The sequence below is a fragment of the Salinigranum marinum genome (genome assembly GCF_024228675.1).
Lineage (GTDB): Archaea > Halobacteriota > Halobacteria > Halobacteriales > Haloferacaceae > Salinigranum > Salinigranum marinum.
In genome coordinates this window covers 2,898,404-2,914,520 of sequence record NZ_CP100461.1, presented here as the reverse complement: position 1 = coordinate 2,914,520, position 16,117 = coordinate 2,898,404, and the positions used below count along the sequence as shown (strand labels likewise).

Genomic DNA, 16,117 nt, shown 5'->3' with positions numbered 1-16,117 from the left:
ACGTGGCTGTACACGTGCATCCGCATCGGCGGGCCGTGCCGCCGCGGCGCGCCGGGCGGACGGCGATCGGCAAGGCGATGTTGGTACTCACAGCAAAGTGTGTTGGCACGTCACACAATGACGTCGTCTCGTACGAGGTCGCTCACCGCGAGGCCGTCCATCGGCACGAGAGTAGTGGTTTTCTTCGCGCGACAGCCGGACTCGGACTCCGGGACGGGGAGACTCGGACTCCGAAGCTCAGTCGGCGGCCTGTTGACTCCGGACGCAGTAGTCGCGGGTGACGTCGACGAGCGTCTTACGATAGTCGCTCTCGGTCGGGTCGGCCGCGAGCGACGCGAAGTGCGATTTGAACGTCTCGAGTTCGACCCCCGGCGCGTCGTCGTCGGCGGCGTGTGCGAGGTCGTAGAGGCGGTGGTCGGGGTCGAGGAGACTGTGACGTTCACAGAGCGCGAGGGCGAACGCGGCGTTGACGGCGGTGATGTCGGGATCGGACCCCGGGGAGATCCGTCGGGAGTCGGGACGGGGCGCGACGGGACGGTCCGAGAGTGCCGCCGCCAACTGCGACTCGAAGAAGAGCACGAGCTTCTCGGCGGGCGCGACCGAGAGCGTGAGGTCGTCGGCGTAGATGTCCTTCATGTGGTTGGCGATCTGGTAGCAGTGGGCGAGCTTGTGGCGCTCGACCGACCGGCCGGCGAGCGCGAGAAAGAGCGCTTCCTCGGTGGGCTGGGTGTGTGAGGGGTGAGACTCCTCGTAGCGCGCCATGTGCGCGAGTTCGTGCAGGGCGAGTTCGCGGGCCATCGCGCTGGTCGCCGCCTGCTGTGAGATGTTGAGCACGTGATGGTCGGGGTAGTGGCCCGCCCAGGTCCGCTCGTCGGGGTCAGAACGGACGTGGACGCGCACCGGGAGATCGAGCGAGAACTCGGTCTCGAACAGGTCGGCTGCACTCAGAAACGGATCCGGCGGTCCGGATCCAAGCACTCGAATATCCATGCGTGAACGTACCACGATCTGCGGAAGTATGATTCTTCTGCCGGCGACGAGGCGTGGCGGCGACGGGAACGCGGCGGCGGGAGAACGTGTGAAACACCCACATACGACGGGAAGAGCGGCCCCAGACCGGCGATTTCGCCTCCGGCAAAACACTACCCTTTTGTCCCTCCTATCGGTATGAGCCTGTAATGGGCCGACGAAAGAAGATCGTACAAGAGTGCGAGAAACTGATGGACAAACCGGAGCAGATCCGGAACATCGCCATCGCTGCGCACGTCGACCACGGGAAGACGACGCTCTCCGACAACCTCCTCGCGGGCGCCGGCATGATCTCCGACGAGACGGCCGGCCAGCAGCTCGCGATGGACACGAAGGAAGACGAACAGGAACGCGGCATCACCATCGACGCGGCGAACGTCTCGATGACCCACGAGTGGGAGGGTGAGAACCACCTCATCAACCTCATCGACACGCCGGGCCACGTGGACTTCGGTGGCGACGTGACACGCGCGATGCGCGCCGTCGACGGCGCGCTCGTCGTCGTCGACGCGGTCGAGGGCGCGATGCCGCAGACCGAAACCGTGGTGCGGCAGGCGCTTCGCGAGGGCGTCAAGCCGGCGCTGTTCATCAACAAGGTCGACCGCCTCATCAACGAGCTCCAGGAGGGGCCCCAGGAGATGCAAGAGCGGCTCCTCGACGTCATCGCCGACGTCAACGAGCTCATCCGCGGGATGACCCAGGACTACGAGGACCGCGACTGGACCGTCTCGGTGGAGGACGGCACCGTCGCGTTCGGCTCCGCGCTGTACAAGTGGGGCGTCTCCGCGCCGTCGATGGCCGAGACCGGCATCGGCTTCGCCGAGATCATCGAGATGGAGCGCGACGACAAGCGCCAGGAGCTCCACGAGCAGTCGCCGCTCTCTGACGTCGTGCTCGACATGGTCGCCGAGCACTTCCCCAACCCGCTCGAGGCACAGCCGCGCCGTATCCCGACCATCTGGCGCGGTGACTCCGAGTCGGAACTCGCGATCCAGATGCGCGACGTCGACGACGACGGCGACGTCGTCTTCATGGCGACGGACATCTCGATGGACCCCCACGCGGGCGAGATCGCCACGGGACGCGTCTTCTCCGGGACGATCCGCAAGGGCCAGGAGCTGTACGTCTCCGGCACCGCGGGCAAGAACCGCGTGCAAAGCGTCGGCGTGTTCATGGGCGGCGAGCGCGAGGAACTCGACCGCGGCGTCCCCGCCGGGAACATCGCAGCCGTCACCGGCCTCCGCGACGCCATCGCTGGCTCCACGGTTTCGAGCGTGGAGATGACGCCGTTCGAGTCGATCGAGCACATCTCCGAGCCGGTCATCACGAAGAGCGTGGAGGCGACCCGGATGGACGACCTGCCGAAGCTGATCCAGACACTCCAGCAGGTCGCCAAGGAGGACCCCACCATCAGGGTCGAGATCAACGAGGACACCGGCGAGCACCTCATCTCCGGACAGGGTGAACTCCACTTGGAGGTCATCACCCAGCGCATCCAGAAGAACCAGGGAATCCCGGTCAACACTGGTGAGCCGATCGTCGTCTACCGCGAAGCGCCGACTGGCGAGTCCCGCGAGGTCGAGGGTGTCTCGCCGAACCGCCACAACAAGTTCTACATCACCGTCGAGCCCCTCGCCGACGAGATCGTCGAGGCGATCAAGCTCGGCGACGTGGCGATGGACATGCCCGAACTGGAGCGCCGCGAGGCGCTGCAGGAACTCGGCATGGACAAGGACTCGTCCCAGGAGGTCGAGCACATGTTCGGGACGAACATCCTCATCGACGACACGAAGGGGATCCAGCACCTCAACGAGACGATGGAGCTCGTCATCGAGGGGATGGAAGAGGCGCTCGAGGACGGCCCGCTCGCCGGCGAGCCCGTCCAGGGTGCGCTCCTCCGGCTTCACGACGCCCGCCTCCACGAGGACACCATCCACCGCGGGCCGGCGCAGGTCATCCCCGCCGTCCGCGAGGCCGTCCACCGCTCGCTCATCGACGGCGAGATTCGCCTCCTCGAGCCGATCCAGGACGTCCGCATCGACGTCCCCTCGGAGTACATGGGCTCGGCGTCCGGTGAGATCCAGGGCCGCCGCGGCCGCGTCGACGACATGTACCAGGAGGGCGATCTCATGGTCATCGAGGGCATCGCGCCGGTCGAGGAGATGATCGGCTTCTCCAGCGACATCCGCTCCGCGACGGAGGGTCGCGCGTCGTGGAACACGGAGAACGCCGGCTTCCGCGTGCTCGCGGACAACCTCCAGACGGAGAAGATCACCGAGATCCGCGAGCGCAAGGGGATGAAGCTCGAACTGCCGCCGTCGGTCGACTACATCTAACGCCCACGCGGCTTCCGCCGCAGTGTGACGGACCGCCCCGGTTCCGTCGTCGGCCCGCTTCGCGTTCGATCGTGGGCGGACTCTCTCCTGATACTCTCGGGGATCGTGCTTTTGACATCGAACATCACGCCGCTCGTCGTCGGCGGACGACCGCCGCTCGGCGTCACGCTCTCGGCGCTCGGTCGTCTGTCTCGGGCTGGCGGTCTCGGGGTCTCTGCTCCACCGGAGTGATTTTCGACCGCGAACGCGGTCCGCATCTCCGTGTGGAACCTCCTCGGCGTCGTCGTCCTGGGGAGCGTGCTGTGGATGCACAGCGCCTCCCGGGGGTCCTCGGGGTGACGGGCGTCGGCGGTGGCGAACTGATACTGTCGGCTGTACGTCCACAGCGCGTTTCGGCCACCTGGGTGCCGAATAGTTTGAAACGGTTACAGCCGACAGTATGACCGCCCGCTTACGGTCTCATGACGGTTCGCAACCGACGGAGGCTTATATCGGGACCAAGAACACCTCGTTACCATGCGAACGGGTACGTACTCCCCGAGACGCATCGGCACGGAGCGACGACCAGCGGGCTCCCTGCCGGGGACAACAGGAGGGAGTCGTACCCTCCCGCCGAGGGGGGTGAGCCGATGACGGACGCCGCCCGGAACGACGCGGCTCGGGAGGAGGCGGGCGTCGCCGACGCGGACGCCGAGGCCCGACAGGAGACCGACGGGGGCGAACGGCCGCAGGCGCACACGGTCCGGTTGGAACTCGCCGACGAACCGGGGCAGTTGCTCGCCGCGCTCAAACCCATCGCGGAGAACGGCGGCAACCTCCTGTCGATCTTCCACGAACGTGGGAACATCACCCCGCGCGGGCGGATCCCCGTCGAGGTCGATCTCGAGTGCCCGCCGGACCGGTTCGAGGGGATCGTCGACGCGCTCCGGACGGAGGGCATCACCGTCATCCAGGCGGGTGCGGAGCGGTACGGCGAGGAGCTGAACATCCTGCTCGTCGGACATCTGGTCGACACCGACCTCTCCGACACGCTCCACCGGATCGAGCGGTCGACGGAGGCGTCGCTGTCGGATCTGTCGCTGTCGGCCCCCGAAGGGACCGACCAGCCGTCGAGCGCGCGGCTCCGGCTGGCGACCCGGCCGGGCGAGACGGAGAACGCGCTCGCGTTGGTCCGGGAGATCGCCGCCGACAAGGAACTCCACGTCATCGAGCCGCTGACGGAGGGCTCGAAATGATGCGGCTCGCGGTGCTCGGCGCGGGCGCGGTCGGCGGCAACGTCGTCGATCTCGCCGCCGCGTACGGGCACAGGGTGGTCGCGTTCGCGGACTCGTCGTCGGCGGCCGTCGACGGCGACGGGATCGACGGCGCGGCGGCGCTCGACCGGAAGGAACTGGAGGGCGTCGTCGGCGACGGCGATCCGGCGGACGCGCTCGCGGCCGACTACGACGTGCTCGTCGAGGCGACGCCGACGACGCTCGGGGACGCCGACCCCGGCTTCTCACACGTCCGAACGGCGCTCGAACGGGACCGCCACGTCGTGCTCGCGAACAAGGGGCCGGTCGCGGAACGCTACCGCGATCTCAGGCGGACCGAGGCGGACAGCGACGGGCGGGTGTTGTTCGAGGCGACCGTCGGCGGGGCGATGCCGGTGCTGTCGACCATCGACGACTACGGTCCCGGCCACATCGCCGCCGCACGCGGCGTGTTGAACGGGACGGCGAACTTCGTTCTCTCGCGGATGGCCGCCGAAGGCCTGGGGTACGAGCACGTCCTCGCGGAGGCACAGGACCTCGGTGTCGCCGAGGCCGACCCGTCGTTCGACGTCGAGGGGACCGACGCGGCGCTGAAATGTGTCATCCTCGCGAACGTGCTGAGCGAGGCGCGCGGCGGCGAGGAGTTCACGCTGGCGGACGCCGACGTGGAGGGGATCAAGGCGATTCCCGGCAGCGCGCTCGACCTCGCGACGGAGGACGGTCGGACGATCCGGCTCATCGCGGAGGCGACGCCGGAGCGGGTTCGGGTCGGCCCGCGGCTCGTCCCACAGCACGGCGCGCTCGCCGTGACGGGCACGCAGAACATCGTCCAGCTGGAAACCCGACACGCCGGCCAGCTGAACGTCAGCGGGCGCGGTGCCGGCGGGCCGGAGACCGCCACCGCGGTACTCGCTGACGTCGGACGGCTCGAACGGTAAGCCGGCGGCACCGGCATCGTCACGGCCGCCGTCCATGGCGGCGGCTCCACGTTCGGTTCCTCTCGCTCGTTCGTCGGACAGTCGGCCGTCCGTCAGTGTCGACGCGACCCGGCGCATCGGCGCGCGAACGAGACAGAACGAGACCGAGCCGTGGGGGAAGCGTGTCGACCGCAGTGGGTCGATTTTTACCTGCCACCGGACCGCCGCTGTGACGTATGCGGACGGGGCACAAACCGCCTGACAGCGCCGTATTCGGCCGTGTAGCGTATCGAAATCGTTTTAGGTGTTACAGGCAAAAGTCCCCCACAGAGCGCCTTAGCGCGTGACTTCACCATGAGTGACAAACCGCATCAGAACCTGGCCATCATCGGCCACGTTGACCACGGAAAGAGTACGCTGGTCGGCCGCCTCCTGTTCGAGACAGGCTCCGTACCCGAGCACGTCATCGAGCAGTACCGAGAGGAAGCCGAAGAGAAGGGCAAGGGCGGCTTCGAGTTCGCCTACGTGATGGACAACCTCGCCGAGGAGCGCGAGCGCGGGGTCACCATCGACATCGCCCACCAAGAGTTCGACACCGACGAGTACTACTTCACCATCGTCGACTGTCCGGGCCACCGTGACTTCGTGAAGAACATGATCACGGGTGCCTCGCAGGCCGACAACGCCGTGCTCGTCGTCGCCGCCGACGACGGCGTCGCGCCGCAGACCCGCGAGCACGTCTTCCTCGCACGCACGCTGGGGATCAACGAGCTCATCATCGGCGTCAACAAGATGGACGTCGTCGACTACAGCGAGGACACCTACAACGACGTAAAGGAGGAGGTCCAGAAGCTCCTCAAGCAGGTCCGCTTCAAGTCCGACGACGCCACGTTCGTCCCCATCTCGGCGTTCGAGGGCGACAACGTCGCCGAGAAGTCCGGCACGATGGACTGGTACGACGGGCCGACCCTGCTCGAAGCCCTCAACGACCTGCCGGCGCCGGAGCCGCCGACGGACGCGCCGCTCCGTCTCCCCATCCAGGACGTCTACACCATCTCCGGCATCGGGACGGTCCCGGTCGGTCGGATCGAGACGGGGATCATGCAGCCCGGCGACAACGTCTCCTTCCAGCCATCTGACGTGGGTGGTGAAGTGAAAACGGTCGAGATGCACCACGAAGAGGTGCCCCAGGCCGGTCCCGGCGACAACGTCGGCTTCAACGTCCGCGGCGTCGGCAAGGACGATATCCGCCGTGGCGACGTCTGCGGCCCCGCCGACGACCCGCCGACGGTCGCCGAGACGTTCAAGGCCCAGATCGTCGTGATGCAGCACCCCTCGGTCATCACCGCGGGCTACACGCCGGTGTTCCACGCCCACACCGCGCAGGTCGCGTGTACCATCGAGGCCATCGACCAGAAGATCAACCCCAAGACGGGCGAGGTCGCCGAGGAGAACCCCGACTTCATCAAGTCGGGTGACGCCGCGGTCGTCACCGTGCGCCCCCAGAAGCCGCTCTCGATCGAGCCCTCGGGCGAGATTCCCGAGCTCGGGAGCTTCGCCATCCGCGACATGGGCCAGACCATCGCCGCCGGCAAGGTGCTCGAGGTCAACGAGCGATAACAGATGCAGCAGGCACGCGTCCGACTCGCCGGTACGAGTCCCGAGGACCTCGACAACATCTGCGGCGACGTCCGCGAGATCGCCAACAAGACCGGGGTCAACCTCAGCGGGCCGATCCCGCTGCCGACGAAGACACTGGAGGTTCCCACTCGGAAGTCCCCCGACGGCGAGGGGACGGCGACCTGGGAGCACTGGGAGATGCGCGTCCACAAGCGTCTGATCGATATCGACGCCGACGAACGCGCGCTGCGTCAGCTGATGCGCATCCAGGTCCCCAACGACGTCTCGATCGAGATCGTCCTCGAGGACTGAGACGGTCGGACCGCAACCCGTGTGCCGGTCGCTGCCGGCACCGACGTGCGATCCGACCGGCTGGCAGAGTCGCGACGCGGCGCTAAGGTGCGCCGTCTGCCGCTCTTCAGTTTCGCGTTCGACGTCGAGACGACGCAGAAACAGAAGGTACAAGTCGACCCACCGACTGCGTGGGAATGCGGGCTCGTAGATCAGTGGCAGATCGCTTCCTTCGCAAGGAAGAGGCCCCGGGTTCAAATCCCGGCGAGTCCACTTCTTCACTCACTTCGTTCGCTCAGTCGTGGACTCGCCGTAGTCCCACTCGCTCGCTGCGCTCGCTCGCGGGACTCCCGGCGAGTCCACTACTGTTCCTCAGTTATACTCAGGGTTCACGACCGCAAGGTAGGGACTCTGATTCGGCCGGATTCGCCATTTCTGGGCTTGAGAACGCTCCCTCGCAGAAGGGAGTTCATCAGGAAAACAAGCGCGGGTCGCCGTTTGCTTGCGATCCTGTGAGGGAACGGAGGTGGTCGACGTGATCGTCCGTCTGGACGGCATCGACCGCGACCCACCCATCTGTGAGTTCTGCGGCTGTGCAATCGACTATCCTTGGAAGCGCTGCGCGGCGCTCGAGGACGGGAGGTGTCAGCCGTGACGCGAAAACCACCCGTGAGGGCCTTCAACTGTTCCAAGGCATCTGCCCTCACCGGCTTTTCGCTCCAATTTATTGGCGCGCACCGACCAACCAGGGGGACCACGCGGGTTCCCCAGGAGGTGGTCGGCCGTGTGTAACGTCTGTGCCGGGCCAATTGAGCGTTACGCCGCCAATTCACCGACCATTGAAGTGGGGTGGTCGGCGTGACGGACCCGGACGACCTCTTCGACCAACTCGATGCAGCTGAAGCCGTCACAAGCGACGACAGAGACACTATCGAATCCTCGGTCGACCAACCCGAGGCAGACGCTCTCAGGAAGGATGCAGGGTCAGACCAGGTCAAGCCGGAACCTGAGACCACTGATTCGTCGACCAATCGGGACACGGGCGAGCTCACCACCGCCGACGCACAGTCAAGCCAGCGGACGAACGGACGCTGCTCTGTCGGACCGACCTTCTCGCGTACGTCGACTCATGTTGCAGAGTGCCGATTCTGTCGGCTCCGCCTCGACGACAAGTTCGACGCAAGCGCTCACGAAGGGACCTGTCCATCCGAGCGCGTCGCACACTGCCGCTACTGCAAGCATCCCATCACCCGAAGGGCAGACCTCGAAGCTCACCTGAACGGCTGTGAGGCGTACCAGACAGCTCAGAAGCGAGCACAGCATCGAGAGCAGACGAGCGAGCCAGTCGAGGACGAATCCTTCAACGACCAGGAGGTCGAACGTGAAGCTGAAGACGAGGAAGAAGAGGCGTCGAGGCTCTTTATCGATCCACAGCCGCACGAGTTCCACGCGTATCTCAAATGGGACTGTTCGCACCTCGACAACCCGCTTCGGTCCTACTTCGGTCTCAACTCCCTGCAGAAGGAGCACGACTTCGAGAAACACGGTCGTCTCCGTACCGATGTCGAGATCGACGGTGACGACTGGGCTGTTGAATTCGGATTCAAAGGGTGCGGTATCGCGCCTCGCGACGATCCAAGCTTCCGTCTCGACGAGGTCCGCGAGTATCTCGTGTACGTCTACCCGAACGCGTACTCCTCGTGGTCGGACGCGAAGAAAGAGGCGCGTAAGCGGGCGTACTTCCGTATCTCCCCGCGGTGGCCTAACATCGAGACGGTCGAGGGTGCTCGATCCATGTCGAACCCGTGCGATATCGAGGGATACGATATCGAGATGGAGGGGGCGAACTGGGACTTCGAGCAGTACCCCCACATCCTGCAGCGTGCGTTAGCATCGCTGGCTGACAGGCAAGGGTTCCGCTTCAACAGTCCCACCCCGATCTACCCGGAAGATTTCGCACCCGAAGCAGCACATTCGTCCTCGAATATCGTCGACGCAGAGCTGTACGTTCGAGTCACAGATGGAAAGACGGGCAGGGTCATCGCCTACGATGGGACGATTCACCGGATCTCGCTGCTGCTGTCCGGTGACCGCGAGGGGTATGCCAAGACGATCCGAGACGACAGAGAGTGCCCTGGACACTACCACACGGCGACGATCGGATCGATGCGAGCACGTGATCTCATCGGCGGTCACACCCTTGCGAAAGAGATCAAGCACTACTACATGCGGAATCCCGATGCGGTGGAGGGAACGGAGCTTGAGAATCCAAAGATTGGCGTCTCGTTCCAGAATTCGATCCACGACGAGACGTTGTACTGGGACGATCTCGACCAACTCGAGCGCGAGCTGGACGAGACGCTGCTGAACGTTCTCGAGTGGTCGGACATCCCGGTCCGACCAGACTCGCAGTTCTACGTGGCTGACGACTACTTCGAAGTCGAAGGCTCCAGCCGATGGCGGAAGCTCCTCCGTGACCGGCTACCCAGGATCGAAGAGAAGCAGGACGCTCAGGTGTTCGGTATCGCGAGCCAGATGAACGAGACGGACGCGGAACTCGTCGACACACTCCTGACAGACGGAGGAACGACATCGCCGAAAGACCTTGCGCAGGCTATCGGTGTTCACATCGATACGGTCTACCGAGCGCTAAAACGGCTCGGGCCGGTCGTTGAGCACACCTACGGCGAAGTGCAGATCGCCTCGAAGTACATTGCCCAGGAGGTGACCGGGTATATCGACTCGGTCAAAGACAGCATCCACGAGGGGCTTGAGGGAGCCTTGGATGGGCTGTTCCGTGCCGAGACGTACGGTGAGCGAGATGATCCGTGGACGCGGTGGCTCGACCGGTACGGTGGCAGCATTCGGCAAACCGAGGGAGCAGATCCGGACCGGTTAGACGTCGGATTCAGGCCGGCAGACTTCCGCGAGGCGCGCAGACTGCTTCGAGAAGGCGCTGCACGCTGGGCCGAAGTAACGGGAGAGAGGATCCGTCGCTTCGGGTTCGAATTCGCGCCTGTCGTGAAGCTCGTTGACGGCACGATGTACGCACCGAAGAACTTCGCTGACGCGCTCGGAAAGCCCGGATAGCGAAGTGACTGGTGAGAGGCATCACTATCCAACACTCCATTTAGCGGTTCTTTTTGCTTGTTTTTGGCTCAGGTAGTGGGTACTCACCGGTGGTTCATGAGCACTGAATAGCTGCTGCGAACGTGTCCGTCTGCAACTTCGGCACGGGGTACCCACTTCTCCGTTAGGGGTGTGGCTAAGGAGCCACTTGCAGAAAGTACCACCTCGCTTCGCTCGGCGGATTCCAGCAGAAGCAAAGGGGTTGTCGGCGCGCCTGACTCGGCGCGCCTTGTAGCTCAGATCGAATCCCAGTTTTTCGCCACGTCTTCGGTTGAGGTGACCGCTATGACTCGGAAACCCATCTGACGTAGTCGATTACGCTTCTTGTCGTCGTCTTCTTTGACGTAATCCTTCTGATGATCTGGGCCGTCGACGAATACAGCAATCGACGAGCCAGAGCGCTCATAGAAGAAGTCCGGCTTTGCGACTGGCTCGTCGCCGTCGTATATGGTGTGCTGAGCCGCGTCAGGTAGTTCGAACCCTCCGTCCCGAATCTCCTGCAGTACCTCGCGCTCGAACCCCGAGTCACACGCAGCCAGGAGGGCGTCGAAGTCTTTCTCTACTGCAGGCTCCGTCGCTACCGCCTCAAGATCGGCTACGGTCATCGACTCCAACCAAGAGCCGACCAAGGTGCGGTCCAGAAGTTCATGTTCCATCTGGTTATAGAACGAGAGAAGGCATTCGTAACAGGCCCGCTCACATCCCTCGTCATCGGGGTCTCCATGGAGGACCGTCTGAGCCTCACGGAAGGCCTGCCGCATCCGGGCCTCTTCCATTAGGGAGTGCAACGCACCCGCCCCGCCTTCGCTTGTCTCGTAGATGACGATAGTAAGCAAGCCGTGGTCGGTCGCTGGTTTCACGAAGGTTTCCAGTTCTTCCTCATCGAGGTCGAAGGCCCTGAGGATACCTTGGTAGACCGACTCTTTGAGCGTCGTGTAGAATTCCTCGGTCCGGTCATGATCGATACCAGCAGGTAGCGGTGAGGTCAGAGTGATTGTATCGTGACCTCCCTCGGTGTAGAGCTCGATGTCACGTCGGATGACTTCGCTTGTCGCGTTCGCGTAGCAGTTACCCTCGTCACCGACGTGCTTCTCGATCTGGTCCTCACTCGTCAACCAGCGATTGCACTCCATGCAGAGGGCGAATCCGTTGAGTCCGTCATCGTCAGAGTCACGAAGGCCGCTGTTGACGATGACGATGTTCGCGTTCGCCTCGTACGTCACTCGTGCTTCCAGTCCATCGCTGCCAGTGAGGCTGTACTCCTCGACGCGGTCGGTCTGCTCGTAGTAGCTATCGATGTTGTACCCCTGCCGTCGGCGTTCCTCCTCGTCGCTCGTGATGTACTCCTCCGGCCGTGCGTGCTGATCGGGGAATTCCATCGCATCCGGATTCGAGTGTGTTCCGTCGAACGACGAGCCACACGCAACGCACGCGGCCGCTTCCCTGGCTTCGTCACCCATCAGAATTGCCTCACACTCCGAGCAAATGCGCATGTGCTTGGTGACCGGTTCCGCGTTCTCCGTCCGTGGACGGGCGTAGCGGACTGCGAACCGTTCACCGTCATAGTACACGTGGTTCCCAGGTGCGAATTCCTTAATTGCCCGCGTCTGGTCTCGCTGGATATCATCCTCGCGTGAAGTGAACGTCAACGTCGTGCTGTGACGGGGGAAGCCGTAATTCGGCAGGAATCCTTGTGAGCGGAGATACTGGTAGGTGTAGAAGCTCTTGTCGCCAGCCCGCATGTCGTTCAGACGTTCCTCGATGGCGTCACGCTCGCGCTTGTCCTGGTACGAACCACTCTCAGTACCGAGGAGGTTGTTGAGCCGACGGCGTTCCCTCCATAATCTCGTGTACTCTCGCCGCCACGGATCGAACGCACTGTCGAAGTTCTCAACGAACTCGTTCACGCGGTCTTCGATGAAGTCGTCGGTCAGCCACTCCCCGACTTCAGTATTCTCTCGTTCACGCGCGAACGCATCCTTCACGGCCTGGATGATCTCACTCCGATTGGTGTCCACCTCCCGCTGGAGGTCTGCCCGATAGTCGGGTTTGACCTCGTAGTTGTTGTCCTCTGGTTCGATAGAGAGAATCTGTTCAGGTGCCCCGAAGAGCTTCAAATTCACCGTCTCCAAGATGAGTGCGTTGATATGGGAGACGATGAGGTCCTGGTTGTTCAGCAGGAAAGTCGGCGGATTGATCTTCCCTGAAATAATCCGTTCGGGGTGTCGGTAGAAGTACTGGTCGTGTGAGCCACGGCCGAATCCCCGACCGCAGAAGGTTGTGACGAGCGAAGGCTGATTCTGGCGACCGGCTCGACCCGAGCGCTGCGCGTAGTTGCTCGGGTTCGGGGGGACGTTCCGCATGTAGACGTTGGATAGGTCACCGATGTCGATCCCTAGTTCCATCGTCGGCGTGCAGACGATGGTATTGATATCCTCACCTTCTCGGAACTTCGACTCCAGTTCTTTCCGTTGCTCTCCCTCGACTTGCCCGCTGTGTTCTCCGGCGAGGATGTCCACAGCTTCATCGAACGTCTCGGTGTAGAGATCGTAGAAGTACGAGTGCTCAAGCTCGGTCTCTTCCGGGGTCATCGACCCGCAGCTGTAGTTCAGGCAGACGTTGAGTTCGGACCTCGTAGTCGGTGTCCCACACTTCGGGCAGACGCGAACATCGCTGGAGTCGGCCTCAGTAACTCTGACCGCGCTGTGATTGAGCATATACACCTTTCCGGTGTACTGGAGCGAATGCTGATTTAGCAGCTTAAGGATCTCCTTGTCACTGATGACGTCTACGACAGCGGTGATGATCTCAGCGGCAGTGTCGGTGTCAACGTTGAGAGCCCGCGTCGTCCACTTGACGTGTCGTGAACGCGGATGCGTGAGTCGGCGAACACGGTTCGGACCGTCCGTGTTTGCGGTGTCGCTGTACCCTACTGGGAAGTTGAAATACTCCTGTCCGTGGAAGTGAACCTCGTCGTCGAGTTTACTGATAACCTCCCGCCGGAAATTGGTATAGGTCAGCGTACTCTCGTGGTCGACGGCGTTGCTCCGTCGAAAGATATCCAGCACCCCGTGGACATACTCTTCCCGCACGGCTGGGTCGGCTGTCTCGAGTTTCGAGATGCCCTCCCAGACCTCGTCATGTTGGGCGAGGCGGTCGAGGTTTTCGTATTCGATGTCCAGTAGACCGACGTCTTCGAGACTCTGCTGCGTCCGCTGCTGGCCGCGGCCGAGTTCGAGTATCGCGTTGAATAGCAGGTAGTTGCTGTATCGCTCGCGCTGGTCGGCAGATGGACCGAACATTCCAGTGTCAATGGCCGGTGGTAATGAGTCGTAGTCCTCCAGCACGTCGAAGATTCGATCACCCAGACTGGTCAGTCCGATGGATCCCCGATGCTCACGGAGTGCTGTGTAGAGCGCTCGGCGAAACCGAACACGCTGGTACAGATTGTTGAGGTGTGCTGCCTGGAGGGCAGTATCCTGGCGATTGTCGGAGAACGCGATCGTCTTCTGTTGGTCCTCCGGAAGGTTCCGCATCGTATTCCCGACAAGCACGTCAGTCGCCGTCGAACGGCCGACCGTGCCGAAGGTGAACAGCTTGTTGAATTCGTTCTTCACACGGCGAGTGTAGTGGACGCCGCAGTTCGGACAGAACAGGAACGGTGACTCGACGATAGTGACGTCGACACCCTGGCCCGCGAACATGCCATCCTCGAACTGCCCTTCTTCCGGGCGACCCTGCGTAAGTCGGTTATTATCCGGGAAATATGTCGCTTTACTGGGCTCAGCCTCTCTATACGTGTCTTTGAGCAGTCCCTCTTCGGTCAACCACTCGTCCGGGAGAGAGGTCCCGTCTGAGTCCCAATCGCCTTGCATCAGGTATACCGCTCGCTCGTCCTCCTCCGTGTCGACGAAGTTGCTCAGAGTTCCCTGCGATACGTGGCCGTCTTCGTCAATGGTTACAGTGTAAAACTCCTGTCCGCAGCCACGACAGAACGATAGCGGATATGCGTCACGCCGACGATCTTCTTCTTCCGCACACACCCGACACTCCACGTCCCCAGCGTCACTGAGGTGGGGTGTTTCCGAGTCGAATGCGTCCTCTGAGATACACGCGACGAGACCACTCCCTTGACTGAAGAACGAGTGAAGCTTGGGAACGAAAATCGGTTGCTGCTCTCCCTGAACCGCGGTTGTGCCGACCGTTCCGACGAGCAACGCCGCCTGGAGCTCCCGTTCGATCGCCTCGCGAGACTCATCCGGGCGGTGCTCCTTCTGATAGCGAGCGACGAGGTCCTCCACCTCCCCGGCTTCATCGCCGGCGAATATCTGTTGGCTCTGGTTGCTGAGTTCTGTGTCGAGGAATTCGATAGCGGGATGGCCTGCCAGCACACTCCCGAGGGATTCCTCGTCTTCAGTCTCAGCGGGTATCAGCGAGCGATCCAGTAGCTTCTCCGTGAGATCAAGCGCGGAGTCGAGAGTCCCGCTGAACCCCTCAATATCCGATGCGGTGACTTTCACTGTGGGTGGGAGCTCCTCATCAGCCGTGAGCCCGAGCGGATAGTGTGACTCGCGGACGACGTTTTCTGAGTCGACGGGGGCACCGAACATCCGGCCGGTGAAGTCGGCGATCTCCTCGTTTGCGTCGATGCCTTCTTCGCTCTGAACGGTCGCAGAGGTTCCAATACAGGTGAGGTCGCCGATGCTCCCCGTGTTCTGTTTCAGTCGGCGGATGAGTGCGGCGACGTCAGCTCCCTGCTGCCCGGTGTAGGTGTGGATCTCGTCGAGGACGAGATACTGCAAAGCTCCTTCGTGCATCTCCGGGAAGAGCTTCTTGTCGTCATGCCTGGTAAGGATGAGGTCGAGCATGACGTAGTTCGTCATCAGGATGTCCGGGGGATCGTTCTGCATCTCTTCCCGAGAGACGACCTCGGAGTCGTACGCCTCCTCGCGGCCGAACTGCCGGAGGAACTCGGCCTCGCTGTCAGGATTGTGCGGGGTATCGCCCGTGTAGAGTCCGAGACGGAGACCAGTGCCGTCGAGACGTTCGGCGAAGTCCTCGTATTGGGAGTTGGCAAGTGCATTCATCGGGTAGACGATGACTGCCTTGACTCCGTCCTCGCCGCGTTCCTGGGCTTCGAGGCAGTGGCTTACGATCGGGATACCGAATGCGAAGCTCTTCCCCGACCCCGTGCCCGTGGAGACGATGGTGTTGTTCCCTGCCTGAATGGAGTGGATCGCCTCAGTCTGGTGCTTGTAGGGTTCGATGGGTTTCCCTTCTCGCCCAGTGAAGATGTCTAAAACTCCCTCGTGGAGTTCACCATCGGCAACGAACTGTTCGAGTGTATCGCCGTGTTCGAATCGCTGGTTCAGTTGGACAAATGGCTCCTTCCAAAGCACTTTGCCCGTTCGAACGCGGTCTTCGATCCAGGACTCGATAATGCTGTCATCTACGTTCTGGAACGTCTCAACATACGACTGATATGAGGATTGGACCTGTTCAAGAGCCTCAAAAGGATTGAGAACTGTGGACATACCCTAGA

Annotated in this window: 9 protein-coding genes and 1 tRNA gene; 8 read left to right on the top strand and 2 right to left on the bottom strand. The window is 62.7% G+C overall.

Going from position 1 to position 16,117, the window contains the following annotated elements:
* Nucleotides 1-237: 237 nt before the first annotated feature.
* Nucleotides 238-990: a DUF5781 family protein gene (locus NKJ07_RS14385; protein ID WP_318567494.1), complete on the bottom strand. Its 753-nt coding sequence runs from the start codon at nucleotides 988-990 to the stop codon at nucleotides 238-240.
* Nucleotides 991-1,178: 188 nt separating this feature from the next.
* Between NKJ07_RS14385 and NKJ07_RS14380 the strand changes: the two genes are divergently transcribed.
* The 8 genes from NKJ07_RS14380 to NKJ07_RS14345 all read left to right on the top strand — a co-directional run bounded on the left by NKJ07_RS14380 (nucleotide 1,179) and on the right by NKJ07_RS14345 (nucleotide 10,536).
* Complete coding sequence (locus NKJ07_RS14380) at nucleotides 1,179-3,365, top strand: elongation factor EF-2 (RefSeq protein ID WP_318567493.1); 2,187 nt, start codon at nucleotides 1,179-1,181, stop codon at nucleotides 3,363-3,365.
* Nucleotides 3,366-3,994: 629 nt separating this feature from the next.
* Nucleotides 3,995-4,600 carry an amino acid-binding protein gene (locus NKJ07_RS14375; RefSeq protein ID WP_318567492.1) on the top strand — a complete coding sequence of 202 codons (606 nt, stop codon included), beginning with the start codon at nucleotides 3,995-3,997 and terminating at the stop codon, nucleotides 4,598-4,600.
* Complete coding sequence (locus NKJ07_RS14370) at nucleotides 4,600-5,556, top strand: homoserine dehydrogenase (RefSeq protein ID WP_318570466.1); 957 nt, start codon at nucleotides 4,600-4,602, stop codon at nucleotides 5,554-5,556. Before NKJ07_RS14375 ends, NKJ07_RS14370 begins: the two co-directional genes overlap by 1 nt.
* Before the next feature lie 333 nt (nucleotides 5,557-5,889).
* A complete protein-coding gene (tuf, locus tag NKJ07_RS14365; protein WP_318567491.1) occupies nucleotides 5,890-7,155 on the top strand; it encodes a translation elongation factor EF-1 subunit alpha in 1,266 nt (421 codons plus the stop codon).
* Between the two features lie 3 nt (nucleotides 7,156-7,158).
* Nucleotides 7,159-7,467 carry a 30S ribosomal protein S10 gene (gene rpsJ / locus NKJ07_RS14360; protein WP_318567490.1) on the top strand — a complete coding sequence of 103 codons (309 nt, stop codon included), beginning with the start codon at nucleotides 7,159-7,161 and terminating at the stop codon, nucleotides 7,465-7,467.
* A gap of 180 nt (nucleotides 7,468-7,647) precedes the next feature.
* Nucleotides 7,648-7,719 (top strand) — tRNA-Ala (locus NKJ07_RS14355).
* Between the two features lie 229 nt (nucleotides 7,720-7,948).
* The gene (locus NKJ07_RS14350; protein WP_318567489.1) at nucleotides 7,949-8,101 is read left to right on the top strand and encodes a hypothetical protein; all 153 of its coding nucleotides are present in this window, start codon (nucleotides 7,949-7,951) and stop codon (nucleotides 8,099-8,101) included.
* A 203-nt stretch (nucleotides 8,102-8,304) separates the two neighbouring features.
* Entirely contained in the window at nucleotides 8,305-10,536 is a 2,232-nt protein-coding gene (locus tag NKJ07_RS14345) for a DUF7845 domain-containing protein (RefSeq protein ID WP_318567488.1), read from the top strand.
* Between the two features lie 275 nt (nucleotides 10,537-10,811).
* Here the strand turns inward: NKJ07_RS14345 and NKJ07_RS14340 are convergent, their stop codons facing one another.
* Nucleotides 10,812-16,109 carry a DEAD/DEAH box helicase gene (locus NKJ07_RS14340; RefSeq protein WP_318567487.1) on the bottom strand — a complete coding sequence of 1,766 codons (5,298 nt, stop codon included), beginning with the start codon at nucleotides 16,107-16,109 and terminating at the stop codon, nucleotides 10,812-10,814.
* Between the last annotated feature and the right edge of the window lie 8 nt (nucleotides 16,110-16,117).

Excerpts from the sequence above, each read along its gene's own strand:
- NKJ07_RS14385 (WP_318567494.1), bottom strand. The coding sequence starts at position 990 with ATGGATATTCGAGTGCTTGGATCCGGACCGCCGGATCCGTTTCTGAGT.
- NKJ07_RS14380 (WP_318567493.1), top strand. The coding sequence starts at position 1,179 with ATGGGCCGACGAAAGAAGATCGTACAAGAGTGCGAGAAACTGATGGAC.
- NKJ07_RS14375 (WP_318567492.1), top strand. The coding sequence starts at position 3,995 with ATGACGGACGCCGCCCGGAACGACGCGGCTCGGGAGGAGGCGGGCGTC.
- NKJ07_RS14370 (WP_318570466.1), top strand. The coding sequence starts at position 4,600 with ATGCGGCTCGCGGTGCTCGGCGCGGGCGCGGTCGGCGGCAACGTCGTC.
- tuf (WP_318567491.1), top strand. The coding sequence starts at position 5,890 with ATGAGTGACAAACCGCATCAGAACCTGGCCATCATCGGCCACGTTGAC.
- rpsJ (WP_318567490.1), top strand. The coding sequence starts at position 7,159 with ATGCAGCAGGCACGCGTCCGACTCGCCGGTACGAGTCCCGAGGACCTC.
- NKJ07_RS14340 (WP_318567487.1), bottom strand. The coding sequence starts at position 16,109 with ATGTCCACAGTTCTCAATCCTTTTGAGGCTCTTGAACAGGTCCAATCC.